Annotated in this window: 43 protein-coding genes and 1 pseudogene; 43 read left to right on the top strand and 1 reads right to left on the bottom strand. The window is 43.9% G+C overall.

All coding sequences use genetic code 11. The features are described 5' to 3' along the window. Window positions 1-19: 19 nt before the first annotated feature. Window positions 20-619 (bottom strand): annotated as a pseudogene (locus tag BK582_RS28380) (DHH family phosphoesterase); the annotation flags it as partial. A gap of 268 nt (window positions 620-887) precedes the next feature. On the opposite strand from BK582_RS28380, the gene BK582_RS25695 reads away from it, so the two are divergent. The 43 genes from BK582_RS25695 to BK582_RS25880 all read left to right on the top strand — a co-directional run bounded on the left by BK582_RS25695 (window position 888) and on the right by BK582_RS25880 (window position 22,497). Then, window positions 888-1,340 carry a hypothetical protein gene (locus BK582_RS25695; protein WP_078598594.1) on the top strand — a complete coding sequence of 151 codons (453 nt, stop codon included), beginning with the start codon at window positions 888-890 and terminating at the stop codon, window positions 1,338-1,340. A gap of 548 nt (window positions 1,341-1,888) precedes the next feature. Beyond that, complete coding sequence (locus BK582_RS26655) at window positions 1,889-2,317, top strand: DUF2239 family protein (protein WP_244895514.1); 429 nt, start codon at window positions 1,889-1,891, stop codon at window positions 2,315-2,317. Window positions 2,318-2,902: 585 nt separating this feature from the next. Next, window positions 2,903-3,496, top strand: a complete 594-nt coding sequence (locus tag BK582_RS25705; protein WP_078598595.1) for a helix-turn-helix domain-containing protein — start codon at window positions 2,903-2,905, stop codon at window positions 3,494-3,496. Between the two features lie 74 nt (window positions 3,497-3,570). Then, window positions 3,571-5,271 carry a DNA primase family protein gene (locus BK582_RS25710; protein ID WP_078598596.1) on the top strand — a complete coding sequence of 567 codons (1,701 nt, stop codon included), beginning with the start codon at window positions 3,571-3,573 and terminating at the stop codon, window positions 5,269-5,271. 108 nt (window positions 5,272-5,379) lie between these two features. Continuing rightward, window positions 5,380-8,526, top strand: coding sequence for a hypothetical protein (locus tag BK582_RS25715; protein WP_139368363.1), 3,147 nt, complete (start codon window positions 5,380-5,382; stop codon window positions 8,524-8,526). A gap of 72 nt (window positions 8,527-8,598) precedes the next feature. Beyond that, window positions 8,599-9,231 (top strand): hypothetical protein, encoded by a 633-nt coding sequence (locus tag BK582_RS27960; protein ID WP_244895515.1) that lies wholly within the window; start codon window positions 8,599-8,601, stop codon window positions 9,229-9,231. A 62-nt stretch (window positions 9,232-9,293) separates the two neighbouring features. After that, window positions 9,294-9,605, top strand: coding sequence for a hypothetical protein (locus BK582_RS25725; protein WP_078598598.1), 312 nt, complete (start codon window positions 9,294-9,296; stop codon window positions 9,603-9,605). 12 nt (window positions 9,606-9,617) lie between these two features. Further along, complete coding sequence (locus BK582_RS25730) at window positions 9,618-9,857, top strand: hypothetical protein (protein ID WP_078598599.1); 240 nt, start codon at window positions 9,618-9,620, stop codon at window positions 9,855-9,857. 70 nt (window positions 9,858-9,927) lie between these two features. After that, the gene (locus tag BK582_RS25735; protein ID WP_078598600.1) at window positions 9,928-10,128 is read left to right on the top strand and encodes a hypothetical protein; all 201 of its coding nucleotides are present in this window, start codon (window positions 9,928-9,930) and stop codon (window positions 10,126-10,128) included. A 47-nt stretch (window positions 10,129-10,175) separates the two neighbouring features. After that, window positions 10,176-10,349 (top strand): hypothetical protein, encoded by a 174-nt coding sequence (locus BK582_RS27490; protein WP_169911334.1) that lies wholly within the window; start codon window positions 10,176-10,178, stop codon window positions 10,347-10,349. A gap of 57 nt (window positions 10,350-10,406) precedes the next feature. After that, window positions 10,407-10,580, top strand: coding sequence for a hypothetical protein (locus BK582_RS27495; protein WP_169911336.1), 174 nt, complete (start codon window positions 10,407-10,409; stop codon window positions 10,578-10,580). 310 nt (window positions 10,581-10,890) lie between these two features. After that, window positions 10,891-11,046: a hypothetical protein gene (locus tag BK582_RS27500; protein ID WP_169911338.1), complete on the top strand. Its 156-nt coding sequence runs from the start codon at window positions 10,891-10,893 to the stop codon at window positions 11,044-11,046. A gap of 60 nt (window positions 11,047-11,106) precedes the next feature. Then, window positions 11,107-11,364 (top strand): hypothetical protein, encoded by a 258-nt coding sequence (locus tag BK582_RS25745; protein WP_078598602.1) that lies wholly within the window; start codon window positions 11,107-11,109, stop codon window positions 11,362-11,364. Between the two features lie 31 nt (window positions 11,365-11,395). Further along, window positions 11,396-11,575 (top strand): hypothetical protein, encoded by a 180-nt coding sequence (locus BK582_RS25750; RefSeq protein ID WP_078598603.1) that lies wholly within the window; start codon window positions 11,396-11,398, stop codon window positions 11,573-11,575. An 80-nt stretch (window positions 11,576-11,655) separates the two neighbouring features. Continuing rightward, window positions 11,656-11,778: a hypothetical protein gene (locus tag BK582_RS28190; protein ID WP_276328236.1), complete on the top strand. Its 123-nt coding sequence runs from the start codon at window positions 11,656-11,658 to the stop codon at window positions 11,776-11,778. Window positions 11,779-11,840: 62 nt separating this feature from the next. Beyond that, window positions 11,841-12,050: a hypothetical protein gene (locus tag BK582_RS25755; protein WP_078598604.1), complete on the top strand. Its 210-nt coding sequence runs from the start codon at window positions 11,841-11,843 to the stop codon at window positions 12,048-12,050. A 78-nt stretch (window positions 12,051-12,128) separates the two neighbouring features. Continuing rightward, complete coding sequence (locus BK582_RS27505) at window positions 12,129-12,305, top strand: hypothetical protein (RefSeq protein WP_169911340.1); 177 nt, start codon at window positions 12,129-12,131, stop codon at window positions 12,303-12,305. 22 nt (window positions 12,306-12,327) lie between these two features. Further along, entirely contained in the window at window positions 12,328-12,516 is a 189-nt protein-coding gene (locus BK582_RS25760; protein WP_078598605.1) for a hypothetical protein, read from the top strand. Between the two features lie 396 nt (window positions 12,517-12,912). Beyond that, complete coding sequence (locus BK582_RS25770) at window positions 12,913-13,197, top strand: hypothetical protein (protein ID WP_078598606.1); 285 nt, start codon at window positions 12,913-12,915, stop codon at window positions 13,195-13,197. Window positions 13,198-13,543: 346 nt separating this feature from the next. After that, window positions 13,544-13,723, top strand: coding sequence for a hypothetical protein (locus tag BK582_RS25775; protein WP_078598607.1), 180 nt, complete (start codon window positions 13,544-13,546; stop codon window positions 13,721-13,723). Between the two features lie 68 nt (window positions 13,724-13,791). Continuing rightward, entirely contained in the window at window positions 13,792-14,046 is a 255-nt protein-coding gene (locus BK582_RS25780; protein ID WP_078598608.1) for a hypothetical protein, read from the top strand. A gap of 37 nt (window positions 14,047-14,083) precedes the next feature. Then, on the top strand, window positions 14,084-14,326 hold the full coding sequence (locus BK582_RS27735) for a DUF6440 family protein (RefSeq protein WP_078598609.1): 243 nt from the start codon (window positions 14,084-14,086) through the stop codon (window positions 14,324-14,326). Continuing rightward, a complete protein-coding gene (locus BK582_RS25790; protein WP_078598610.1) occupies window positions 14,319-14,882 on the top strand; it encodes a hypothetical protein in 564 nt (187 codons plus the stop codon). The genes BK582_RS27735 and BK582_RS25790 overlap by 8 nt, the downstream gene beginning before the upstream one ends. Before the next feature lie 243 nt (window positions 14,883-15,125). Beyond that, window positions 15,126-15,290 carry a hypothetical protein gene (locus BK582_RS27515; RefSeq protein WP_169911344.1) on the top strand — a complete coding sequence of 55 codons (165 nt, stop codon included), beginning with the start codon at window positions 15,126-15,128 and terminating at the stop codon, window positions 15,288-15,290. A 70-nt stretch (window positions 15,291-15,360) separates the two neighbouring features. Next, window positions 15,361-15,543, top strand: coding sequence for a hypothetical protein (locus BK582_RS25795; RefSeq protein WP_078598611.1), 183 nt, complete (start codon window positions 15,361-15,363; stop codon window positions 15,541-15,543). A gap of 55 nt (window positions 15,544-15,598) precedes the next feature. Beyond that, the gene (locus tag BK582_RS25800; RefSeq protein ID WP_078598612.1) at window positions 15,599-15,784 is read left to right on the top strand and encodes a hypothetical protein; all 186 of its coding nucleotides are present in this window, start codon (window positions 15,599-15,601) and stop codon (window positions 15,782-15,784) included. 60 nt (window positions 15,785-15,844) lie between these two features. Beyond that, the gene (locus tag BK582_RS25805) at window positions 15,845-16,150 is read left to right on the top strand and encodes a hypothetical protein (RefSeq protein WP_078598613.1); all 306 of its coding nucleotides are present in this window, start codon (window positions 15,845-15,847) and stop codon (window positions 16,148-16,150) included. A 111-nt stretch (window positions 16,151-16,261) separates the two neighbouring features. Continuing rightward, window positions 16,262-16,627: a hypothetical protein gene (locus BK582_RS25810; protein ID WP_078598614.1), complete on the top strand. Its 366-nt coding sequence runs from the start codon at window positions 16,262-16,264 to the stop codon at window positions 16,625-16,627. A gap of 57 nt (window positions 16,628-16,684) precedes the next feature. Beyond that, on the top strand, window positions 16,685-16,930 hold the full coding sequence (locus BK582_RS25815; RefSeq protein WP_078598615.1) for a hypothetical protein: 246 nt from the start codon (window positions 16,685-16,687) through the stop codon (window positions 16,928-16,930). Continuing rightward, window positions 16,911-17,453, top strand: a complete 543-nt coding sequence (locus tag BK582_RS25820) for a hypothetical protein (RefSeq protein WP_139368364.1) — start codon at window positions 16,911-16,913, stop codon at window positions 17,451-17,453. Before BK582_RS25815 ends, BK582_RS25820 begins: the two co-directional genes overlap by 20 nt. 46 nt (window positions 17,454-17,499) lie before the next feature. After that, a complete protein-coding gene (locus BK582_RS25825; protein WP_078598617.1) occupies window positions 17,500-17,805 on the top strand; it encodes a hypothetical protein in 306 nt (101 codons plus the stop codon). Window positions 17,806-17,816: 11 nt separating this feature from the next. Further along, window positions 17,817-18,212: a hypothetical protein gene (locus BK582_RS25830; protein WP_169911346.1), complete on the top strand. Its 396-nt coding sequence runs from the start codon at window positions 17,817-17,819 to the stop codon at window positions 18,210-18,212. Between the two features lie 94 nt (window positions 18,213-18,306). After that, the gene (locus BK582_RS27520) at window positions 18,307-18,543 is read left to right on the top strand and encodes a hypothetical protein (protein WP_169911348.1); all 237 of its coding nucleotides are present in this window, start codon (window positions 18,307-18,309) and stop codon (window positions 18,541-18,543) included. Continuing rightward, window positions 18,512-19,237 carry an HD domain-containing protein gene (locus tag BK582_RS25835; protein ID WP_169911350.1) on the top strand — a complete coding sequence of 242 codons (726 nt, stop codon included), beginning with the start codon at window positions 18,512-18,514 and terminating at the stop codon, window positions 19,235-19,237. The genes BK582_RS27520 and BK582_RS25835 overlap by 32 nt, the downstream gene beginning before the upstream one ends. Then, window positions 19,227-19,514 carry a hypothetical protein gene (locus BK582_RS25840; RefSeq protein ID WP_078598620.1) on the top strand — a complete coding sequence of 96 codons (288 nt, stop codon included), beginning with the start codon at window positions 19,227-19,229 and terminating at the stop codon, window positions 19,512-19,514. The genes BK582_RS25835 and BK582_RS25840 overlap by 11 nt, the downstream gene beginning before the upstream one ends. 102 nt (window positions 19,515-19,616) lie before the next feature. Continuing rightward, the gene (locus BK582_RS25845; protein WP_078598621.1) at window positions 19,617-19,901 is read left to right on the top strand and encodes a hypothetical protein; all 285 of its coding nucleotides are present in this window, start codon (window positions 19,617-19,619) and stop codon (window positions 19,899-19,901) included. A 93-nt stretch (window positions 19,902-19,994) separates the two neighbouring features. Continuing rightward, complete coding sequence (locus BK582_RS25850) at window positions 19,995-20,426, top strand: NADAR family protein (RefSeq protein ID WP_078598622.1); 432 nt, start codon at window positions 19,995-19,997, stop codon at window positions 20,424-20,426. Next, on the top strand, window positions 20,427-20,657 hold the full coding sequence (locus BK582_RS25855) for a hypothetical protein (RefSeq protein ID WP_078598623.1): 231 nt from the start codon (window positions 20,427-20,429) through the stop codon (window positions 20,655-20,657). It abuts the gene before it with no gap. Window positions 20,658-20,713: 56 nt separating this feature from the next. Further along, complete coding sequence (locus BK582_RS25860) at window positions 20,714-21,145, top strand: hypothetical protein (protein ID WP_078598624.1); 432 nt, start codon at window positions 20,714-20,716, stop codon at window positions 21,143-21,145. Between the two features lie 45 nt (window positions 21,146-21,190). Continuing rightward, window positions 21,191-21,508 (top strand): hypothetical protein, encoded by a 318-nt coding sequence (locus tag BK582_RS25865; protein WP_078598625.1) that lies wholly within the window; start codon window positions 21,191-21,193, stop codon window positions 21,506-21,508. Between the two features lie 74 nt (window positions 21,509-21,582). After that, the gene (locus tag BK582_RS25870) at window positions 21,583-21,939 is read left to right on the top strand and encodes a hypothetical protein (protein ID WP_078598626.1); all 357 of its coding nucleotides are present in this window, start codon (window positions 21,583-21,585) and stop codon (window positions 21,937-21,939) included. A gap of 63 nt (window positions 21,940-22,002) precedes the next feature. After that, window positions 22,003-22,284 (top strand): hypothetical protein, encoded by a 282-nt coding sequence (locus tag BK582_RS25875; RefSeq protein ID WP_078598627.1) that lies wholly within the window; start codon window positions 22,003-22,005, stop codon window positions 22,282-22,284. 27 nt (window positions 22,285-22,311) lie between these two features. Further along, entirely contained in the window at window positions 22,312-22,497 is a 186-nt protein-coding gene (locus BK582_RS25880) for a hypothetical protein (protein ID WP_078598628.1), read from the top strand. Window position 22,498 lies beyond the last annotated feature (1 nt).

Below are 22,498 nucleotides of genomic sequence, written 5' to 3' on the forward strand. Positions count from 1 at the left end.
TGTACTTGTGAGCATACGCCGCGAGAGCCTTGTAAATGACCGCTGTACCGCTGATATGAGTGAATGGGTACGTATTATCTCCATGACCATTCGGATTGACAATGGCATCCGCACAGGGTGCAGCATCCGCCAGATGATGATCCGTAACGAGAACGGTCAGCCCCTTCTCTTTCGCATACCGGATACCATCATGGGCGTTACTCCCGTTATCGGTCGTGACGATCACCCGGGTATCAGGCCTGGCTGACAGCACGTTATCCACGCTTTTCTTTGACAATCCATACCCGTCATGTGTTTTCGGTGGATACAGGTAAACATCTCCAAATCCGAACAGAGACAACCCCACACGCGCCAGTGTTCCAGATAAGACGCCGTCGGCGTCATAGTCCGGAATGATAGCCACAGGAAGCCCCTTCACGCTGTGCAGGCAATCAATCCACCGTCCGACCCCCTTCAATAAAAACGGATCGTGCTGATGGTTCTCATTCGGATGTAATAAATAAGTGACATCCCGCCCCGTGAGTTCACGCCTGTTTAAAAACGAGCGAATGATCGGGTTCTGTGCAGGCGCCATAAGTTGCTCCGCTGTAGTCATATCGCATCCACCTCTCTTATCCATTCGGTATATTTTTCCGTCCGCACACTTTTACAAAATTTGGTAATTTTATTATAGCATATTAAAAACACTGTGCATAGAGCGTTTTGCTCAGTGAACAGGAAAGCAGGTTTCTTTCTTTGCAGGTAGCCAGGAAAAACCTGTATTTAGAATAGATTTCACCGCAGCAATCATTACACCTCCCAGGGAGGTTCTAAATACCGATAAAGACAGAGAAGATCAGACACCACCAAAACTTGTCCACGGGACATGAATCAATGGAGGGATTTATATGACTAATGCCATAGCAACCAAACCGTCCTACGAAATCGAAGGAATTTATTTTAAAGAAGACGGGCAAGTCGTTTCCGACACCAGCTTCCTTTATTCCGACAGCGACAGCATGATCGACCACCAAAAGACCTGGTACGAAGAAGCGAGGAAAAATGGCTACCCAAGTGGAGAATTAGACGAAGCGGCTATTATAAGAAAGAACTATAACGGAGAAATTACCGATGAGCAGATGATCGCCATTGTAAATGACGGAGAACTAATGGATACACCTTTCGGTGAACTATTCCCGAAGAAGCTGAACGCATATCTCGTCAAACTGCTCGAATCGGAATATGGCGACCTCGAAGCATACGTCCTCGAAAACAAGGGCGAACAAGACTGCTCCGAGGAAATGGCACGTATGAACAGCATCCGAAACCACATCGGTCGCCTCACATTCCATGGAAACTGAATCCATGGAATATTTTTTATTAGTACGAGGTAAGTCACAAGGATAAAGGGGGATAGCCCCCCTTCCCTATTCTCTTAGAAACCTCTCTAAAATTCGAAAATGTTCCTCTGTTCCTGGTTTATTTGAGAAAACTTTATATGTGTAACACGTATGTATATATATATTTTTTTATATAGTCTTTCATTAAAAAAAAGAGGAACAAAGGAACATAATTGCGTGACCCCTTGGTATGAAAGGATTTAGCTGTTCCTTTTTTGCCTGTGACTCCAGGGACATTGGAGGGACATTTCGGCATAAAAAGGAACAAATTGGTCAATTTTACTTGCATACATGCAAAAATAGCATCACTACTTTTCAATTCTGTAAGCGCTTACATCTTAAATAATACTTGCACGCATGCAAAAATGACCCTAAAAAAGGAACATTTGGGGCGAAAAAGGAACATTTTGACCCTAAAAAGGAACAAACCAGGAACAAAAATAGTCCCTCTATTTAGGTTACTTTTATTCTATAATAGGAGTAACTTTTATTATTGGGGGCTAACTAAAATGGTATGTATGAGCTGTGAATCTACGAATGATGTTATCGATTTTTACATTGAAGATGAAAAAATCATCCTATGTGTAGATTGCCGTGTGAAACTGTGGACAAGTAAAACCAGCGTAAAGAGCGCCGGTAGGCCATCTCTTGGAAAAACGAAAAAAGTATCTCTCACCCTTCCGGAAGAAGACTGGGAATGGATTGAGGAACAAGCTAAAGGGAACCGATCCAAACTACTGCGGCGTTTGATTAACCAGGAACAATCACCGGAATCACGGTGGGATAACAACGCCTGCCTTGGCTATGCTCTCTTAGGGGCTAAAGCCCTCGGGTACCGCGAGGAGGACATCAAAGTGCTCACCAGAGCCATTTACAACCAGTTCGATATCATATCTGTCACTGAAGCCAAAGAGAAATATAACAAGTCCCCTTTTTAAACCTAAAATCAGAAAAGAATGTTTCAATGCAGGTGTATTTTGTTTAACAATCAAAATCGCTTCGAATCTCAGATCATTAACGACTTCAAAACGAGCCTCCCCTTCCTGACGGCAGCCACGACTACACAGGAAGAAGGTATGTCATTCAAAATCTATGAAGTACTTTCTTATCTAAAGGAGGAACAAAGGAACAAAGCGGTTAACCCCTTGATATAAAGGGGTTTTTCTGTTCCTTTTTATTGGCAGAAAGCAGGAACAAAAGAGCGATTCACCGGCTAGTCGGTCATTTGAAGCTAATTAAACACCGCGTGTTAATTCCTAAAACACCCTTCTGTTAAGAAGGGTGTTTCGTTATGTTTTCAATTCTTGTGAGCACCCCATAAGGAGTGGGATATAACCAAATAAAGGAATTTGTCAACCCTGAAACCGGGACGATAGTTGCACGTTTGTGAAAGATTCTTTATGAAATTTCATTGCAAATCCTCCCCTAACCTTTACACTTGGTAGGGTGAAAGAAATTACCAAAAATTATACGTATCGACTGTAATTGACAAAGAAAACCGCAACGAAGGGAGTGTCTTACCAGTGCCATCTGACAGCCTGGAACTTGAACGATTATCTCTATATGACATGCGCCTGGCTTCCGGAAAATCAGGATCAGGGATTACACGGCTGTGCGGGACCACGTACCGGTCGCTCCGTAACTGGGAAACGGGAGCAGCTGTACCTAACATTGTAAACATCCATGACTTATTACAAATCTATGGGTATTCCTTTTATGAACTGGCTCTCGCACCGTTTTACCGGTCGCAGCCACACCAAGACGAAAAACAAAAACGAATCGCCGCGGCAGCTCGAAAACGCACACCAGTGAGCAGCCCGCCGAAATCTCTTACTTTATATGAGATGCGAAAAACCTCCGGTTATTCCGGCATGGTAGTGGCTGACATCTGCGGTGTCTCCTACCGATCCCTCTTGAACTGGGAGAAAGGGGCAGCCATTCCAAACGTCATTCATGTGGACGATCTGCTAAAGATTTACGGCTATTCGTTCTACGAACTGGATTTAGCACCGTTTTACACCGCGTATGAGGCCCGGGTGATAAAACAAAGAAGAACAGACGCACGGGCAGACAGCCCGCTTCGGGACCCAAGACGTTTTAAACAAACGTTTAATTAACAGTAACCTCAATACACCAAACAGGACGGAAACGTCCGGAAAGATCCGCCCGTCATTTCGCGGAGGGCGCGATAATGAGAAAGGAGACGAAACGATATATGCCTACTGCTACTGCGACAAAACAAGTGTCACTTCCGGCTTCTATCTATATACCTGAATACCTCGCGGATTATTTGACATCCCACCTGTCAGGCGTGACTGTACCTGATGGGATCGACATGTCGTTTCTTCTTGATTTAGGCGTTGGCGCTCTAAGAGCCAAAATACAACACACAGAGGAATTCAACATGATCCTCACATCGGGAAAGAAACGAATCCCCGATCGACTCACCTTTGACGAGGTCGCCATTATCATGATGACTTTATTCACCTTCAAAAACATACAGATGACCGAACGAACGGATGATACCCTGCTTGGCATCTATATCGACGAAGAGTCTTCGGATAAATACGGCACCTATGTCACAACAACCAAATACATGTATGAAATCATGGAGCGTATCGTACCGAACTTCAAAAATAAAGACATGCAGGACGTGATCGATAAAATCGAACGTTCCGCTCCAACCGTAGAACAGACGACAGACCGCCATCTGTTCATCGTTAAAAACGGCGTTTACGACCAGCGCACGAAAGAACTTTATCCTTTCAGCCCGGATTACGTGTATCTGACCAAGATCCCGGTCGATTACGTCCCTAACCCGATCAACCCGATCCTTGTGGCGGCGGACGGCTATTCCTGGGATGTGGAATCATGGATTAAAGAGCTCGCCGTGGATGAGGATACCGCTACACTCATCTGGCAGGTTATCGCAGACTGCCTGCAGCCGCATTACTCCCGTCATAAATCCATCTGGTTCTATTCAGAAAAAGGGAATAACGGGAAAGGAACAATTGGTCAGCTTATAAAGAACCTGCTTGGAAAAGGTAACTACGCCTCGTTATCCGTGGGGGATTTCAACCATGAGTTCTTAAAAGAGACCCTTCTCGGTTCTGCAGCGAACATCTCCGATGAAAATGATGTAGATGTCTTTATTGATTCAATTAAAGATTACAAAGCAAGTGTCACAGGCGATGACATCAACATCAACCGAAAGTACGAAAAACCGCTCCGGATTCAATTTCTTGGGACAAACATCCAGATGATGAACGGACTGCCGAAAACAAAGGATAAATCCGACTCCTTTTATAGACGTTTGATTATTGTACCGTTCTTAAAGTCCTTCACCAATAATGGGGAGAGAAAATACATCAAGACCGACTACATCCATGAGACTGCCGTTCTGCAGTATGTGCTGTTTAAGGCGCTGAACATGACCTTTGATGAGTACATCACACCGCAAAGCTCCGCAGAACTACTGGAATCATACAAAGAGAAGAACAACCCGGTTCTGGAATTCTGGAACGAGTTCAAAGAGGATTTCAAGTGGGATTTGGTACCGACACAGTTCTTATATGACCTTTTCGCGAAGTGGTTTGATATGAACAACCCCAGCGGAAAGATAATGTCCAAGCGGTCATTCAGCGATACCTTAGCCAATGTGATCCATACCCTGGAAGAACCTTGGGAAGTGAAAACAGGGCAGAACGACAAAGTCCGTTCCGCCGGTAGAATGGATAAAGATGAGCCTCTTATTACGGAATATGGTCTCGATAAACCGGATAGGGGCGGAAATCCGACTTGCTGGGTGAATCCAGGGTACAACGGAACAAACGATCAGAAAAAGCGGGAGTTTCCGCGTAAAAAGACGTACCGTGGCATTATTCGCTTATAACACGTTATAGCTTGAAGGGCGCGCATACCGCCACGGTATGCCGCACCTTACTTCTTACTATTACATTCATTCTTTATAAACCAAAAAGCACCGAAAGGAACGATACGCATGGCCTATACCTACAAACAAGACGACATGTTTTACGATGTGGAATCACTATCCAATGTATTTACCGTCGCCTGGTGGCTCCCCCACCCCGACATGAATGCGATTATTCTGTCTTACCTCGATGATGACAGTATTATTCAGAGTGAGGCAGATGAAGAATATATCCGCCAGTATATCTATCAATTACACCCGCGACTGAAAGCCGCTGGAACTCAGATTGTTTTCGAAAACATTAAACATACCGGCTGTATCAATGAGTTTGTCGGTTCAAACGGCAATACCCACAGCGTTCTTGGCATGCAGAGCTTCGCGAAGCGCTTGGGTCTGGCCAACCAATCGACGTATTTAAACGCTCGCATCGATGACCGCCATAAAGAAGGTGGCGGCCTAACATACGATCCGGCTTATTATCCGGTAAAGCAGACAGATCCTGACTATGACGAAAACAGCCACGGTTACCGATTTGGTTACAACTCCACGAACTACGATTTAACGATCCTGGCTCACTTATTATCTGCCCTGCACGACTGCCATTTTGGTGCCGATTACACGAACCGACCGGTGCTATGGGATTCAAACGTTCCGTTCACGGCAAGCATGCTTCGTGATTTTAACGATGAGTTATTCGAAGATGCGTGGAAATCAAAGATGGCGATGAGGCTCGCGCATGCTCCAGGCTCTCATCCGGACTCTTTCGGGGATTTTAAGAAGCCCGGATGGATTTTACGAAAAGGCTGGCTTCTCTCCGGACGCTACATCGATGTGTCCCGTCTGAACGAGAAACTGCAAAAAGTGGGACTAAAACGGTTGCTCGGTATGCTTGGACTTCAAATTATGGAATCTGAGAAACTGGAAAACAATACAAAAATCAATAATTTAGAAGAATTTGCGGATCTTTTGGCTTACAACATCTCTGATGTTGTGAACCTGCAGCTCCTGTTCGAACATAAAGTCTATCAGAATTCCTTTAACGTACGCGGACAGCTCCTTAAAACCTATCCTCAGACGGTTTACGGACAGAAGAAGGGGTATGCCCAGAACGGCCGGGAGATGCCCGTAGATGACGGGAATTACACGAATATCCGGAAAGACCGACTCGCCCGTGACTCGACGAGTGCCAAGTTCGTTGAATACGCGATCGCACCATACCAGCCGATTAAGGACATTCCGGCAGTATCATTTATCTATCCATCAGAACTCGAAGCGAAGAAGCTCGGTATCGAGCGGACGGACATCTTAGAAGATACGAAGAAATTCTTCGAGGAAAACGTAACAGCAGATCCGTCCCATCAGGCCCATAAAGATTTCATGGAAATCTATAACTTCTATGATAATATCCGCGGTCACAACTTTAATTCGTCTAAAGCCTATCAACAGCATTACGGCAGCGGTGCTCAGGAACCAAAAACGAATCAGTATATTAAACAGCTGATGTCTACGTACAACACCAACCTGTTCTATCACCATAAAGATGAGCAGGGCAGCGTATACCGTTCCTCCTGCCTGGCGAACTTCTCGATCGGAGGGATTCACGGGGCGGAAGTGAACACGACGCTCTTTAACCAGGATGTGACGGAGTACGAAAACGAACGTGCGGTTCAGGATTACGTCGAGGGGTTATATGATTCCGCCACCGAGGCGCTGAACGGCCCGACGTATGTCACACTGCCTGCTGACCTTCCTCTAACGGATCGTCTGAAAAAGAAGGTCAAAGACGACGGTACGATTAAAATCCGTGATTTCGTGAAGTCAGGCTCCACCAAGGCGAAGGCAACCTGGAGAGACGTTCCTGGCGTAGACCTGTTCAAAAAGGGTACATCAGGAAGCTGGCACGTCCAGGACAAATATAAGTTTGTGAGTGTGGGAGAAAGCCATCACGAAGACTTTACGTCATACTATCCGCTGTTACTGTCACGATTATCCGTGTTCATCAATCCGAGCTATCACGGCTATAAGGACAACGGTGATCCGGCTGATCCATATGATGACATGTTCCAGGAGCGATTAATTAAGAAAAAAGAAGCAAAAAATATGAACTTATCCGAACTCATTCGTGAATTAGCAAACATCGAGCAGGAATCTCGTAAACTCTTAATTAACGCGGCATCAGGTGCCGGTGACGCTACATTTGATAACAATATCCGGGCAAATAACGCCGTGATCTCGATGCGTATTATCGGGCAGCTCTTTGCATGGCGCATTGGACAGGCCCAGGCCCTTGCCGGCGCCCGTGTACCGTCTACAAACACAGATGGCCTGTATACGATGGATATTTCCGCAGAGGTAAACGATCGTATCTTAGAAGAAATCTCCAAGGATATGTACATCGGGATTGAACCGGAACGATTAGACCGCTTTGTTTCTAAGGATTCAAACAATCGTCTCGAAGTCTATGAGGGTAAGATAACCTCTGCAAAAGGCGGCACGCTTAACTCCTGGGGTGGTCCGCAACCGACGCAATCATTGGACCATGCTGCTGTCATCGACCGTATCTTAGCAAAATACCTGGCCGATGAGCGACTGGAAAATCCAGCGGATCACGAATTCGACCGGGCGCACGCAGAAAAAATGTTCCAGGAGTTTATTCAGGAACATGTCCAAAATGGCACCCCGCAGGAAGCGCTGAAGTTCTTCCAGTGGATCGTCGCAAGCTCCACCGGTACTCACCGCTATCACTATGCGAAACTGGTAAACAAGCACACTGGCGAAATCGCGATTAAGAACTTACAGCATTATAACCGCATTTTCTTAATCAAAGAGACGGGTGAACCGATCCGTCAGGAATTATATCTCGCCACACGCCGCGTGATTGATAAGCAGAAATGGACGAAGCGGGAAAAAGAATACAAAAACGGCGAGCGCATGCGCAATGACCTATGGGAGCATGATGCAGACGCACTTGATATCTTGGCGCAAAACGGCCTTGACTTAAACGAACATAATCAAAATCCGGCATCAGCACATCACAAAGACGAAGCGAAAACCATGAAGATTCGTACCATGCCGGCTAACCAGCACGTCGGCATCTACAACCAGTCGGTTGTAGACTTGCCGGACGACCAGGCGCTCCAGATGATTCAAATGCTGGATGTGAAAGCATATACGGACATTCTGGAACACACCTTTAAGTCCTGGTCAAATATTTAATTAAAAGAAGCGTCAACGCCCCTGCTGTTCTCGCGGGGGCGTTCTTTATGCTTCGAGAAAGGAATGAGATAAATGAGCAGCCGTATTAAACGAAAATACAGGGTCCCCCGGGCTCAGTTCAAAAAGGAACTTGTGGAAGCCTGCACAGGAAACCCGGCACTTGCCACTTTAATCATTGAAACGTACACTGCGTGGCACCACAAACGCCATATCTGTAGTATCTGGGGGATGTTTCGCAATCCCGCCTACGCCAACTTCCAAAAAGATTACAGCGATAACTTGATGGGTCGTTATTTGAGCGGACGCATCGATATCTGGCGCTCGCTTCACTTCGCTGGAGAAAAGGATCTTTGCGAAAAATACCGGAGTAAAATACCGGAGCGTTATGCCCTCGGTGACGCGCTCAGCGTTGCGTATTGGACCATGTATAACAAGCCGTCTGTGGACGAGATCGAGCCGGTGGAGATCCGCGATGAATTGACACCGTTATTCATCCAACATAACGGTGCTACCCTTCGCGCCTGCATTGGAGGGTCAGGTAACGGTAAAGGATTACTGTTCACGATTTCTTATGATAATGGCGATGAGGAGGATGACTGCTCGCTGATGACTTTCACCAAACAAGACGCCATACGGCTCCGTAACCTGTTAAACCAAGCCATAGGCAGTGATCTGTTTGACAAAACCCAAGTCAAAGGGATGTAAGACCATCCCCCGCTAACCCCAGCGGGAGGCATTCTTTCAGACTATAAAGGAGCGTGATCCAAATGAGCCAGCAAAGTAAATGGGCAGAAATCCGTAACGACTATATCGAAGAAGATGGTGTATTTCACGTCCTCCATGTAGACGCATGGAGGACGGATGATGACAACGAAGAAACAGAGGTAATCGCCAAGCTCGTTGGTATTAATAAAGACGGCAAGTCTCATATCTACCTGTCTTATCATAACCCTGACGCACAAATCGATCCGTATGCAAAGGAAGTCATCCAGGAAGCGGATAAACTGCTGCGGGAGCATCTAAACGATCAATTTTTACAACCGCATGAAGCAATTTACCCCTCACTCAAAGAGGATTAAGGAGTGTTCGTCATGAAAACCAGCACGCTTCCGATTCTGTATACGCCCCGCTCACTGCATGACGAATGGAGTCGTCGTTACAAAGAAACAAGCGCCCGCATCAAGGAGCTCCGGGAAAAACTGAAAGCTACGACTGACCCCGACGATCAACTGGCCATGAATGCAGAAATTCAGGAACTATGCATTCAGGCCAACCTGATTCATCAATTTCTGGCCGACCTCGGACCGATGGTGTTGGCCGACCAAAATTAATCATGCGTCGTCAGCTGCGAGTACTTGGCGCTGACGACCAATAAAACAAGAAAAGATTGGATGGTGCACTATGGCAACCCCTGCTATCAAACCCCTTATCGAAACACAAAACCCATTTACAGCCGCCCCTCCCCACTCCTATTGGGTCTTTACAGAAAAAGGGGCCCGCATCCACAAGACTAAACCAGGCACCGTTGTACAGGGTAACCCATACCTGATTCCAAGCATGTGGGTCAACGAAGGGCTTGTTGTAGCTGAGGAGCTTGAATAATAAAGAATAAAAATGGATGGAATTGGTAATGGAAAGGGTGAAATTAGATGAAGGAAGTTCAAGTAAAAAGGTTAGGGAAATCCACAGGACAGTTTATTGGAAAATTTATTATAGGATCACTAGCTTTTGCATTCTTTTACTTTGGTCTGTATCTATTTGCTGAACTCCCTTTTGAGGCGCTGCTCATACTGTTACTCACATGCATTATCGTTGATAAGTGAGCGGCAACAAATAAAGGATTATTTTTTTTGCACCTATATGACGAAAGGATGAGCTGAATGTTAGAAATCACATTAAAATCCGTAGAAGACGACAGAAAAGAATTCATAGATACGATTAACGGCTCGGACATAACGCAAGAGGAATCCGACATACTTATGGGTCTTTTCGATAACGTTATTCAATCCTACGAAGTGAGTAAAAAATATCCAACACTTAGAGAAACGGTCTAATTATTAATGGTGAACTATTCAATGATTTACGGTTGCTGTTTCATAACCTGATTTCCACGACCTAATAGAAAGGATGAAGCGAGATGAAGGCAGCTCAAGCAGAAACGCAAGGGAGATCCACAGTACTGTTCGCGGTGAGATTTAGTATAGGATTGCTGGCTTTCGTATCCTTTTACTTTGGTCTATATCGATTTGCCGAAACGGAGTACGTAGCTCTGCTCACACTCCTACTCACGGCTGCTTTGGTTGACAGGTTCGGTTAATAAGGGAACGGAAGAAAAACTTAAAAATACAGAAAGGGGAATTTCACATGCTTAAAAAATTCAAAGGTTTCAAATATGAAGAAGTAAAGAAAAAATGGGAAAAAGGCGATGCACTTACAGCAGAAGAGATAGCTGGTCTTTTCGCTATGGTTGACGCTAAAAATGACAGGTTAGAAGCAATAAAGGCATTAGTGGAAGATTAATAGGTTGTACTAAAATCCAATCTGTATAAAGACACCAAACAATAGAAAGGGGAATCAGGTATGGCATTCAGACGAAAAAGAATAAAAGACCCCAACGGCAATTTTAGAGAACACCCTGTCACCTGCTCCATCTGTAAAGATAAGACAGCCTTTCACACGATGCACGGCGGTCATGTAGGACATTACAAAAACTACGGCGGAAAAACGTGCTGTGACGATTGTGTAGTTGCCGTTCGAGAGGAAGAAAACAAGTTACACGCCAGAGACAGCGGTCACATGACAGAGGCGGACTGGCAGACGTGGGGTAATAAGAGTTAGTGATTCGACTGTAAAAGAAAGGGTGATAAGTATGAGATTCAAAGTAATTTATCAGCAGGATATAACTATTACTCGCGAAGCGATCGTTAAAGCCGATTCTGAAGAACAAGCGATGGATAAGGCTTGTGCTGGCGATAGTATCCATGAAAAAGAGATCGAAAGAAAAGTGATTGAAAATAGGCCGAACGAAACGGAACGGTTAAATGGTTGATACATCTTTAGGGGTCAGTAACCCTTTAATTTGGTGAAAACCTACCGTTTAGACAAAAACTGTGAAGGAGGCAATTTCTAATGGTATCGGAAAATATGAAAAAAGACATTCAAGAAAGGGCTATGGGCATCATTGAATCGTTAAAAGGAAATGAGGAACTCGCAAATTTCGTGGAAGAATTAGAAGAAGGTAATGAATTTTAAAATTCTTGTTCGCAGTACGATAAGGTAGTTCAGACAAATACTGTGCAATAAGGAGGAGTCTCATGCCAAGATTCAATATCGGTGATAAATTTGTTCTTATAGGTGAAGAAGAAAATGTAAAAATTCAAATAACTGAAGTTTGCGACAAAAAACCAAAAATAGAACAAGAGTATGTAGTGAGCGCTTTCAGTTCATACAAACCAAAAGGAAAAGAGAATTTTTCTCACACTATAAAAGAGAATTTAATATCAAGAAGTTTCAGAAAATCGTAGATGAAGTTTTTACAATATTCAATCCTAATGATAACCTGCAAGATAGAACCAAAATCGGGTACAAAAGGAGGAATGGCTATGAATCAAACATCAAAAATAACTTGCCCTGCATGTAAGAAAGATCAAAACGAAGACATCCACGATTTAACCATGGACGCAGGAGATATGGACGGTGAATTCCCCCATATCTGTGAGCATTGCAAGAAAGAATTCAAGGTAGAATTTTGCTATAAACCTTATGTTAGATGTTATTAAACAGCGGGTGAGGTGAAACTTCATGGCCACATTCCAGAGGCAGCTCAAAGCAGAAACGAATAAATCCTTTGATGTAATTGACTACGGGAAAGACGGACAATTCCCTGAACCGAGAGTCAAAGGGAAAGATAAAAAACTCCGGTCAAAATACCAGCGCACGCTGGAAAAAAGGTTTTTGCAGAAAGAATCAAAACAGAATTTAGTTACATAAATAAGGACCCGGCTGAGTCGTAGGGCTGACACGACTACCAGCCGCGATAAACAGACTGACGTTCCCGGTGCGCTAACGTGGTTGAGCGCATCCTTGTAAAACGCTGTGCGTGTGACCACACACACCACACCCACCGGCTCAAGCGTAAGGGTTAGGAGAACCGGCTTTTCTTGTGAATTATAAACTACCATTTACGCAGCGTAAGTGGTCTGAAAAGGTCAGCGGGGAACCCTTAATCTCCGCGTTATGTATGGGCGCATGTTCCAAGGCTGGCGATACGGTCTCCAAAACCGAATGTGGCAGGTTCGATTCCTGCCGCCCGTGCCAATTAAATCATTTATTTTAATAAATTATTCGTCTAGGACCAGTTGAGAATTAATACGGGAGGCTTGATTAATGAGACAGTTTGAAATTGTATCTTCTCCAGTAACACAGCAAATCATTAATGATATTAGTATAGATAATGGGATTCCCAGCTTCTCAAATCCCTTCACTGTTATCTACACTACAGAGGATCAAGAGTATACGGTAGATACCTTTTCATCGGAGGATCAAATGAAAAATCACATCTATGATTTGATTGAAAATAAGATGGGGCCGTCCGATAACTGGACTATCTTCGGTGTGTATTCCTTCAATACTCCGATCAACCTAACCGTATCGGTATCTATCACTATTTAACATTACCCCCGTGCTAAAGAGGGGGAGCTAACTCCCCCATAAATCCTTACCCGCACTATTTACGATTTTATTAAAGCGCCTTTTTTCATCGAGCGTTAATTCAGACATGATGTCCCCCTCTTCTCCCCTTCCACATGAGCAATCGCTGGAGAAAAAGGCGGAAACGACTCATTTCTGACTGCCGCAATAATACGTTCTTTTTTCATAACAACACTACCTTTCGATAAAGATAGATTAATATTAAATCCCAGGCTGTCTTTGTCAATAAGAGTTTCTCTAAGACGTGTGTAGTGCATTGTTTTAAGACAATATATAGTCCGGGCACAATTTACAAAGGAGGGCTTGCATGTTTATCCTTATCGAAATTGATAATGACTGGACCGTGGGTATTGATTGGAGAAAGCACTGTAAAGGTATTAGGCTTGGCTATTTTGCGATACATTGGTTCAACATGAAGTACAAAGATTACATGGGAACAGTGAGTGAAGGGTATCACCAGGAAAGATTAAAACGAATGAAACAATAAAAAATTAATAATTCAAAAGCGTCCTGGTATTCAGGTACAAATCATGAAAAAGAAAGGTGCGAGTGTTCATGGCCAAATTAGTTGTAACATATACACCCGATGGAAAAGTAAAGAACGAACTTACATACAAAGATGAAGTTTTCTCTTACACCATGGTTCCCGACGAGGATGGGAAAACCGGAGATGACAAAGTATTTGAGGTTCAAGTAGCAAATAAATTTCCGAATGAACCGGATGAAGTGATAGAGGCTTTAGAGGAATTAGGATTTGCGGATGAAGATGACATTGAAGAGTGTCTCACCACCCTATCAAATTATGAGTAACGAGCGCAGTATGAAAACAACGAAAGGAGAAATAAACATGTCACAAAAATTAATATTAATCTTTTTATTAATGCTCCTTCCGGCCTGCGCTTCGCCCACTGAAGGGTCTGAACCCGCCTCAGAACGTTTCGGGGTGAACGGTACGACCATCATTACTGATGGAGAAACAGGATGTAAATACTTATTCTTCAAAAATGGGTATGGTGGTGGATTATCTCCTCTGTATGACGAAAACGGAGAACTGTATTGCGGAATGAAGGGGGAGGATAATCATGAGTAACATGAAAGCTATCCCCTTCACCTGCGAACCGTTAACCCTCGTACGGATCATACTGAACAAATACGCAGAAAACCGGGACGGGTTAGACTCAAAAGCCGTGCAGTTTGCCCGCTATGAGTATCTCACTAAACCTACATTGACAGACGATAAACTACGTGAACTCCTGTGCGAATACGCTCAAAAAGAAAACCTGTCGAAAATTACGTTCGAAAACCCAGAGGAAGAAGCGGAGCGCATCTTTCAGTGTATTTACGAATCGGAAACATACAAGGAACTCCTCTTCGATTTTAACCGGCGCGGGTACGGTCGAACCGGACTCGGTGTTATCGACCTCTCAGATCGCTCATTCTACGACTGTGAAACTGCTGAGCATTGGGATAAACTCTTAGAAATCCTAGAGAAAAAGTACCCGAAATACAGGGAGGCTTTAACTTTCCTGAGTATGTATGAATCACTGGACGAACACAACGGTATGTCACGAAAAGACGTGGATGCGTTTATCCTGGAAACTTTCGATTTCGTCGGAGGGTATCAGCCACTGGAAGAATGGTTGTAAACCAATCAGCGAATAACTTGAAAGTAGCCCGAAACGCTTACTGCGAAGGAGGAAATACCTTGATTAAAGAGGAATCCAAAATAGGAAACTGTGAAAGGTGCAATAAGAAATTTGTTGTGGTTATGGCTTGCGGTTACTTTGTAGGTTTCTTATGTCACGAATGCTATAAGTTTGTTCACGCTATTGAATGATTTACAGCAATTAGAAGCATTCCAGACGCAAATTACGAGGGAGTGAGAGCAGGTGGAATGGTCAATAGAAAAGCAGATGATACACGAAAAATGGGCTTGGTACAAATTGAAAGGTTATAACTTTGACCAAATTTTAGAGGCTCTTGAAAACGATAAAGAAATTGATAATGAATTATTAAACAGCATCCTAATGGAATCTATCAAAAACAAAACGTAATACACTTTACGAAGATTAACATGAATCTGTAGTTAAGACACAAACAGTGCAATAAGAAGGGGATGAAATTATGGCACGAATGAAGCGATATGATAGAGGTTATTTAGATGGTCAACTTGATAGCGCCGAAAACGAATTAGAAATACTTTTAAGAATCAAGGAAGAATCAAATGAGGATTGGCACGAAAGTAATATTTTAATGGTGAGGATTAGAGACAACGAAGAATTTTTAAAGAAGCATGGGCGTTACTGAACAGTTCGATGAAGTAGCTCAGACATAAACTATTCACCAAAAGGAGAGAAAAAGTATGGGTAAAAAATGGATGGTATATGATGACTCCTCAGAAGATAAGATTTTTTATGACACATTAGAAGAAGCCGAGAAAGATTATAAAGATGCGGTTTCTGATATAGAAAACAACAAATATATAGGCGAACACAATATTTATCTGTTTGAAGTCAAACAGCAAAAGAAACTCACTTTTTATCCATAAGGATAATGAACATTTCGAAGATGCTGAACATTAGACCAAAACTGCGAAGGAGGAAAAGACTTGGATTTTAAAAAAGGACATTCAAACAGAGGTTTTGGAAACATCGAATTTAAAGATAGATATGGTGCTGAGTGTAGCATAGAGAAATCTTCTTTAGCTACAGAGGATGCAATTTGGTTTGGTATAAATGACGCTGAACCTAAGATAATGGCTTCCCAGACAAAAGAAGGAGGTACTGGGTGGGTTACTTATGACATTCCTAAAGATGTGTTACTTACTACAAGGATGCACTTAACACAAGAGCAGGTTAGGGAGTTATTGCCAATCCTACAAGTGTTTGCGGAAACAGGTGAATTGCCAGATTGATGCACAGTACGAGGACAACCTAAAACAATAACGCCTGTCACATAAGAGCAAAAAAGACGCTCCTGATTTCGTGGCAGGCGTTTTAAATTTACTTAAAAGGAGAGAGAAACCATGCCAAGACAAAAAGTAAAACGATCCCGCTATCGCTATATCACAAACGGCACGGTTGTCGGTTCTGATCCGATCACCCATTTTCGGCTGATTGCCGGCAACAATATGTCAGCCCCTTATCACGGAGCGACGGCTCTTAGAGTCCGCATCCCGAAAGACCTGCAGCTGACGAAATGCAGCTGCGACTCGTATTCCACCACGGATGATAAGCGCACCCTCGATGAACTCGGATATGACTTTATGATCCGGGATGAAACGAAGAAAAAATGGGTTATCAAAAACGAATTCAAAGGTACACGACCATGCGACGTTGACCTTTATGTTGCGCGGGAATCCCTGGAGAAGAAAGTTGGCGCTCTGTCATAAGGGTGCCACCTCTCCCCCACTCTATACAATCGGTCGTTCAGAAAGGGGGGGATAAAAATGATCGATAAAGAAAACGTGGTGAAAATAAAATTTACAAAGTACATAGGGGATCACGCCTTTGAAATGGTAGCGCTGTTTAACAAGAGAAGAATCTCCGAAGACGAAGTGGATGACATCATCAAAACGGGGTCCTATCACCCGCAGGTAATTGTTATGGATAAGCCCCAGTTCATGAACGTATTTGTTGCGGATGATGCCACAAACCAAACAAAGGAGCGTAGCAATGATGACGAAACAAACTGACAGCATCCGGTTCGGTATTACTCAATCAGGTGTACCAGCCACTGTTATTCTCAGCTGGGCGGAAATCCTGGAAAGTCCCCACCCTGCCCTGCTGCACGCAGAACGTATGCAGCCGTATAATCAGCAAACGAAAGAAGGCCAGCCGTTATACGAAAACGACATCCTCTCCCTCAAACCAAAAGACCTGGACGAAAATGACGGGTTCTGGGGTTCCGGTGTCGGAAAAAAAGCCAGGGATATCGGCGTGGATGATATACAACTCCACCTGTCACCTCAAGGTCACGAACCAATGACAGCGATCCTGTATTTATTAAAAGACGGGCGTCCAGTCACAGAGCATGAATTTTACGAGCCGAATTCCCTCTCGAATAGAGAATCCGAGGTCTGGCGAGAAACCGGTGTGGACATGCTCTTTATTCGCTACCTGCTCCATAAAGGAGCAGTACTCATCGGAAACAGCTGGGATCACCCCCATCTTACCGACGCTTATCAAAACAAAGATAAAATATTACGTAATATGTAATAGTAATATTGTTTAAAAACAGATAATACAGGAGGTTTCTTCCCGCATGGTAGATAACGGATCAGCAACACCAACCCCCACCGCGCCAAACCCGCACGACTTTTCAGACCTAACGTGGGAACTCTCCCACGGGGTCCGGGTTCAGACACAGCAGTATGATGACACACTGTACGCCTTTGAAGTCACCCAGCATGACAAATGTCTGGGTACACTTATTCCGAACAATTTCGGGGACATGGAGCGCATGAAATACGTCCTTGATAACAACCTCCCTCTTGACGGGTTCGAATGTAACGATGAATTCGGGACGGTCATCCGTGTAGAGAAAGAATCCAATAGAAAGAGATGGTGAGCATGAGCGCCATGAAGAAAACCCAGCACATCGCTGATGCGATCATCCGGGAGCTTAAATCCCACGGCGTTATCATACAGCGTTATGACTCGCTGTCTTCGCGCAGCATTTACCTAAAACTAGATTACGGTGTATCCAAAAGCGTCCGGATTAGCGATCACAAAGGGAAAAAGCACCTAAACTATCGCTATAATATCCAAACCGACATTCAGACGTACAGATATGATCGTCAAACGAAGCGGTTCTTCTATCCAGCAGACGATATCCAGGGTCTACTCCGTCAAATTTTAAAAGACCGAGAGGACAAGAAAATACGTTACGGTAACAACTACAATGTGTTTATGATGCAAAACATTGAAGCCAACGGCCATAAAAATGGCTTCTGGGCAGACTCGCATATCGTTTAAGATACCAATACTTCTTACCAGTTAAAGACGAGCGACCCTTCGTGGTATCTCGTCTTTTCTCTATCCAGCAAAAGACGAATAGGAGCGAATGACCATGTTGACACAGAAACCGAGTAAAGCGAAATCTACTGGAGCAACTACTCTAAAACACGCCGAGAAAATCATGGACAAAAAGACAAAGCGTAAATACAAAAAGATGTTCAAACAAACAACCCGTCGCAAACAGCGCCTTATTGAAAAACAGGAGACCAGACGCATCATCCACGAATATGACCAAGACCAATGGGAGGATGACCACAATGAACGCACTAAATATTCTACCGGCCTTTGATACGAGCAATCTGCAGAAATCCAGCCGTGTAATGCACTTAGAACAGGAGCTTACGACTTTGGGGTTCGACCAGGCGCTTAAAGCCTTTGACCTGGTATTAACGGAAATGAGCGCGGAAAAAGGGTTCAAACGTCATGACGGGTTTCACTATTATTATCATTTGGTGGATGTGGCTCAGATTCTATTAAACTTTGGCATCAAAGATCAGGACATCATCACCGCTGCCCTCTTGCATGACTTTATTGAAGATGTGGACTGGGGAACATTTGAATACGTCAAAGATCAATTCAATATCCGTGTGGCCAACATCGTCCTCAAGCTCACCAAGAAAAAAGATGTGGACTATAAAACCGACCTGGGAGAAATGGATCGCTATCTGAGCGGTATTGCAGACATGTACGAATGCGCGTTAATAAAGACGGCTGATAGAATTCACAATTTCAGTTCGATGAGAAACTCATCCAGAGTCCACCGGGCCAAGCAGGTCAAAGAAACACGGGACTTCTACATTCCGTTTTTCAAAGCATGCAGAAATCAGTATGTGCGGTACAGTAACTTCTTCTTCTTTGCCAGAACCACGATTGAGCCGATCCTGCTTGAGATCGAGAAGGGTATCGCTTTAGAAATCGAAGTTGAACGACTGAAGTCCGAGCTGGCAGCATGCCAAGAAGGAGGTAAAAACCATGAGTCTTAATCAGGCCGTTATTTTAAACAGCGGAGGGTTGACGCTGCAAAAAGTAACCAAAGCCCAGGTTAGGAAAGTGATCCGTGAAAAAGGTTCGTTTCGGGGCTTTATTTGCGGAAATCGGGTGAACCCGGCTCATATAAATGACGGGTGGCATCTCGGGATGCAATTCGAAGCGAAAAACGTCCGGGATTTTCAGGAAAGAGTAGACAATTTCGAAGTGGGGCTCCGCGTCCATACGCAAGGACTCGGCAGCTACGCCCACTTTTATCAAATCGTGGAGTGAACAAAAACGGTGGTATTCAAGCGAATACCACCGTTATTTTTTGTGAAACGCCCCCTCCACCTATTCAAATTATAGTGAAATCAAAAAGGAGAGTGACAGAGCATGACACAGGAACAACAAACAGGAAACAGATTAACGGAAGTTACGATAAATACGATTATCACGATGGTGGTGTTAATCAAACAACCACTAAGCGTCAAGATGGCGGACGACAAAGAGTATGACATCGTCTGGAACAAGCAGCATACCGAGCCGGAACTCATCGAACCGGGAAAAGACGTGACAACCGTCAGAGGAATCGTTCAGATCGTTCGCTGGCTGGAGGAGCAAACTGCCGTAACAGACTGGTATGCGCAGACAAAGCATTATACTCAGCCGAACGGCTAACTCCCCTCCCCTGCTACTAAGAGCCTGACAGATACTCTCTCCTGACAGCCTTGTCCAAAAAACGATATAGATACAAAAAAAGGAGTGTTTGCTATGAAAAATCAAAACAACATAACGGAATTTAACGGGGAGTACCACTTTTTGAGCAATTTTTACGAGTCACCAATCGTGTATAACGGTATTAAATACCGTAACGCCGAAGCGGCCTTCCAGGCGCAGAAACAACCGGAACGGGCGCATGAATTCTCCCCGCTCCCGCCAAACGAAGCCAAAAGGCTGGGTCGCAGGGTAAAACTACGCGCCGACTGGGATCATGTGAAGATAGGTATCATGCGAGACATCGTGACCGCCAAGTTTGAACGAAACCCTTACCTCAAAGACAGACTTCTGGCTACTGGTGATGCGACGCTCATCGAAGGGAACTGGTGGAACGACAGGTTCTGGGGTGTTTGTAACGGAGAAGGTCGCAACGAGCTCGGTAAGATCCTGATGGAACTACGAACAAAACTAAAGGGTCGGTCCTAAATGGCTGAAACTATAAGCGTTGAAAATCAACTAGTAAACCGCTTAAATGACTTGAATGATGATTACAACACGGATGCTCTCGTCACTGACGAGAGCATTGACCGTGATACCAAACTAAAAGTGTTGCACCTATACGGCAAGCAGTTCAGTTACGGTCATAGTGCCGCATGGACAGAAGCCATGGCGCTCACCCTGGATGTGCTGGACATTTCGATTAAAGAAATCAACTAACGTCCAAAACTTACTGAATCATAAACACAAACAGTTCACTAAGAGAGGGATTTGAAATGGAATTAAAATTAACAATGTATGCCATTGGAAACGAAGATAATGATTCTTGGTTTAACGCTGAGGCAGGTGGATGGGTGGATGAGTCTGACCTAGAAGGAGAGTGCTTATTTCCAACATTTTATGTCGCTCACAATTACATGGAGGAAAATGTGGATGATGAATCAGCAAAGATATATAAAGTTATGATTCTAACAAGTCAGAGTTACGAATATGAACCTGTTCATTTACCTAATGTAACATCGCAAGAAAAGCTTGACCGTATTGAAAAGGGGGCTTTTATTAAAAAACAAATTTTTATTCTTTTGGAGTTGCTTTTTTGTGTATCACTTATTGTTTTAATAGCTTTTGTATCTCCATATTTAGCAATGTTTATAATAGATTTGTTAGATAGTTGGTTAAAGTGGCTGGAAGAGATTTTTAATAGATGAGCAATACGAAGAAGAAATCCCCTAACGATAAAGGAGTGAGGTCACATGCCAGCGATTAAAGCAATCGATGCGAAAGAAGAAGTATCTGAAAAACTCAATAATCTCGTCCAGTCAAGGGAGAAAGTACTTGGTGTCCGCACACTGGAAATTGTGAAGGACCGTCACGGCAACACGCATATTCTGGCAGAACGAATCCGGGATAAATCCCTAATCGTATGGACCTCTTATTTTACTGGAGAGGAAAAAACCTCTTATGAGGGGTATCATCACGGCGAATACGACCTTTCTCTGACAGATGCTATCGACCTGCTCAGAGAGCGATCCGGTAAAAGTGTCGAGTATATAGAAAAAATCAGTTCTTAATAGCTTTAGGTAACACCAGTCGCTACGCCCCATCAGTCAAACGAAAATACAACAACTAAAGGAGAATGGGTATTATGGGGACTATTTCCAATATTCCTGAAAATAACAGCAACATACAAGGTTCATACGACATGGCGCAAGTAGAATTCAAAGGTGGTAAAGTTCATATCTCGGATATGAAGGACCGGTCAGTCACGACGAAAGATTTAAAAGAAATGACAATGACAACGTATGCCAGAATGAAAATTCCTCCGAAGATGACCGATACGGCACTGCTTAGAACCGCTGAACGCTACCTGTCTCAATGTTCCGATTCAGGTTACCCATATGTGACGTATAACGATGCGCTGGTTCACACGATCGTACCGGAATTGATTCATAGACTAAAAGAAATGTCCAAGCAGTATCAGGCCAATGTGAAAAAACAATAAGCCAAACAAGCCGATAATCTATCGGCTTGTTTTATTGCTTAGCGAAATGGAGCGTGAACTCTTATGCCAGAACTGAGACAAAGGCGCACCTTTAATGCAAAAGGGTACCTTGGGGCCGAACAAATTGTCCGCGATATACAGGAAAAAGGTGTCTCCGCCAAAATCAGTGAGACGTGGTGGGATTACGGCGCTGGTATCAGGACCGAAACCATTCTTGTATATAGTAAAAAATTAAAAATGTGGTATCAAGCGCTCAACCCGATCGATTTTGAAGAACTAAATCAAGGAAAAATACCATCGGCCTATGACCGCATCATGAGCCAGGCAGTCCGGGCTTCCGCATAAAACTCATAATACCAAGGAGGAATTCTCATGCCGCACTTTGATTTCAGCAACCTGAAAGAACCGGATCAATTTCAAAAAGAAGGTTACCGACTGCAAGCCATGTCCACGAACGGCAACAACCATGTAACGTCGTACATCGCCAAAAAAGACAACCGTCGGGTGTATGGCTATTACAACTACCAGGACGCCGCCTATATCGAAGAACCGGTGTGAC

The sequence above is a fragment of the Evansella clarkii genome (assembly GCF_002019695.1).
Lineage (GTDB): Bacteria > Bacillota > Bacilli > Bacillales > Salisediminibacteriaceae > Evansella > Evansella clarkii.

Excerpts from the sequence above, each read along its gene's own strand:
- BK582_RS25730 (WP_078598599.1), top strand. The coding sequence starts at position 9,618 with ATGAAAACCAGCACGCTTCCGATTCTGTATACGCCCCGCTCACTGCAT.
- BK582_RS26655 (WP_244895514.1), top strand. The coding sequence starts at position 1,889 with ATGGTATGTATGAGCTGTGAATCTACGAATGATGTTATCGATTTTTAC.
- BK582_RS25735 (WP_078598600.1), top strand. The coding sequence starts at position 9,928 with ATGGCAACCCCTGCTATCAAACCCCTTATCGAAACACAAAACCCATTT.
- BK582_RS27495 (WP_169911336.1), top strand. The coding sequence starts at position 10,407 with ATGTTAGAAATCACATTAAAATCCGTAGAAGACGACAGAAAAGAATTC.
- BK582_RS25820 (WP_139368364.1), top strand. The coding sequence starts at position 16,911 with ATGATGACGAAACAAACTGACAGCATCCGGTTCGGTATTACTCAATCA.
- BK582_RS27520 (WP_169911348.1), top strand. The coding sequence starts at position 18,307 with ATGTTGACACAGAAACCGAGTAAAGCGAAATCTACTGGAGCAACTACT.
- BK582_RS25860 (WP_078598624.1), top strand. The coding sequence starts at position 20,714 with ATGGAATTAAAATTAACAATGTATGCCATTGGAAACGAAGATAATGAT.
- BK582_RS25870 (WP_078598626.1), top strand. The coding sequence starts at position 21,583 with ATGGGGACTATTTCCAATATTCCTGAAAATAACAGCAACATACAAGGT.
- BK582_RS25710 (WP_078598596.1), top strand. The coding sequence starts at position 3,571 with ATGAGAAAGGAGACGAAACGATATATGCCTACTGCTACTGCGACAAAA.
- BK582_RS25790 (WP_078598610.1), top strand. The coding sequence starts at position 14,319 with ATGAGTAACATGAAAGCTATCCCCTTCACCTGCGAACCGTTAACCCTC.
- BK582_RS27960 (WP_244895515.1), top strand. The coding sequence starts at position 8,599 with ATGAGCAGCCGTATTAAACGAAAATACAGGGTCCCCCGGGCTCAGTTC.
- BK582_RS25835 (WP_169911350.1), top strand. The coding sequence starts at position 18,512 with ATGAACGCACTAAATATTCTACCGGCCTTTGATACGAGCAATCTGCAG.
- BK582_RS25725 (WP_078598598.1), top strand. The coding sequence starts at position 9,294 with ATGAGCCAGCAAAGTAAATGGGCAGAAATCCGTAACGACTATATCGAA.
- BK582_RS27735 (WP_078598609.1), top strand. The coding sequence starts at position 14,084 with ATGTCACAAAAATTAATATTAATCTTTTTATTAATGCTCCTTCCGGCC.
- BK582_RS25855 (WP_078598623.1), top strand. The coding sequence starts at position 20,427 with ATGGCTGAAACTATAAGCGTTGAAAATCAACTAGTAAACCGCTTAAAT.
- BK582_RS25695 (WP_078598594.1), top strand. The coding sequence starts at position 888 with ATGACTAATGCCATAGCAACCAAACCGTCCTACGAAATCGAAGGAATT.
- BK582_RS25875 (WP_078598627.1), top strand. The coding sequence starts at position 22,003 with ATGCCAGAACTGAGACAAAGGCGCACCTTTAATGCAAAAGGGTACCTT.
- BK582_RS25780 (WP_078598608.1), top strand. The coding sequence starts at position 13,792 with ATGGCCAAATTAGTTGTAACATATACACCCGATGGAAAAGTAAAGAAC.
- BK582_RS25810 (WP_078598614.1), top strand. The coding sequence starts at position 16,262 with ATGCCAAGACAAAAAGTAAAACGATCCCGCTATCGCTATATCACAAAC.
- BK582_RS25850 (WP_078598622.1), top strand. The coding sequence starts at position 19,995 with ATGAAAAATCAAAACAACATAACGGAATTTAACGGGGAGTACCACTTT.
- BK582_RS27500 (WP_169911338.1), top strand. The coding sequence starts at position 10,891 with ATGCTTAAAAAATTCAAAGGTTTCAAATATGAAGAAGTAAAGAAAAAA.
- BK582_RS27505 (WP_169911340.1), top strand. The coding sequence starts at position 12,129 with ATGAATCAAACATCAAAAATAACTTGCCCTGCATGTAAGAAAGATCAA.
- BK582_RS25715 (WP_139368363.1), top strand. The coding sequence starts at position 5,380 with ATGGCCTATACCTACAAACAAGACGACATGTTTTACGATGTGGAATCA.
- BK582_RS25800 (WP_078598612.1), top strand. The coding sequence starts at position 15,599 with ATGGGTAAAAAATGGATGGTATATGATGACTCCTCAGAAGATAAGATT.
- BK582_RS25880 (WP_078598628.1), top strand. The coding sequence starts at position 22,312 with ATGCCGCACTTTGATTTCAGCAACCTGAAAGAACCGGATCAATTTCAA.
- BK582_RS25755 (WP_078598604.1), top strand. The coding sequence starts at position 11,841 with ATGCCAAGATTCAATATCGGTGATAAATTTGTTCTTATAGGTGAAGAA.
- BK582_RS25775 (WP_078598607.1), top strand. The coding sequence starts at position 13,544 with ATGTTTATCCTTATCGAAATTGATAATGACTGGACCGTGGGTATTGAT.
- BK582_RS25760 (WP_078598605.1), top strand. The coding sequence starts at position 12,328 with ATGGCCACATTCCAGAGGCAGCTCAAAGCAGAAACGAATAAATCCTTT.
- BK582_RS25840 (WP_078598620.1), top strand. The coding sequence starts at position 19,227 with ATGAGTCTTAATCAGGCCGTTATTTTAAACAGCGGAGGGTTGACGCTG.
- BK582_RS25770 (WP_078598606.1), top strand. The coding sequence starts at position 12,913 with ATGAGACAGTTTGAAATTGTATCTTCTCCAGTAACACAGCAAATCATT.
- BK582_RS25845 (WP_078598621.1), top strand. The coding sequence starts at position 19,617 with ATGACACAGGAACAACAAACAGGAAACAGATTAACGGAAGTTACGATA.
- BK582_RS25815 (WP_078598615.1), top strand. The coding sequence starts at position 16,685 with ATGATCGATAAAGAAAACGTGGTGAAAATAAAATTTACAAAGTACATA.
- BK582_RS25750 (WP_078598603.1), top strand. The coding sequence starts at position 11,396 with ATGAGATTCAAAGTAATTTATCAGCAGGATATAACTATTACTCGCGAA.
- BK582_RS27490 (WP_169911334.1), top strand. The coding sequence starts at position 10,176 with ATGAAGGAAGTTCAAGTAAAAAGGTTAGGGAAATCCACAGGACAGTTT.
- BK582_RS28190 (WP_276328236.1), top strand. The coding sequence starts at position 11,656 with ATGGTATCGGAAAATATGAAAAAAGACATTCAAGAAAGGGCTATGGGC.
- BK582_RS25825 (WP_078598617.1), top strand. The coding sequence starts at position 17,500 with ATGGTAGATAACGGATCAGCAACACCAACCCCCACCGCGCCAAACCCG.
- BK582_RS25865 (WP_078598625.1), top strand. The coding sequence starts at position 21,191 with ATGCCAGCGATTAAAGCAATCGATGCGAAAGAAGAAGTATCTGAAAAA.
- BK582_RS25745 (WP_078598602.1), top strand. The coding sequence starts at position 11,107 with ATGGCATTCAGACGAAAAAGAATAAAAGACCCCAACGGCAATTTTAGA.
- BK582_RS25830 (WP_169911346.1), top strand. The coding sequence starts at position 17,817 with ATGAAGAAAACCCAGCACATCGCTGATGCGATCATCCGGGAGCTTAAA.
- BK582_RS25795 (WP_078598611.1), top strand. The coding sequence starts at position 15,361 with ATGGCACGAATGAAGCGATATGATAGAGGTTATTTAGATGGTCAACTT.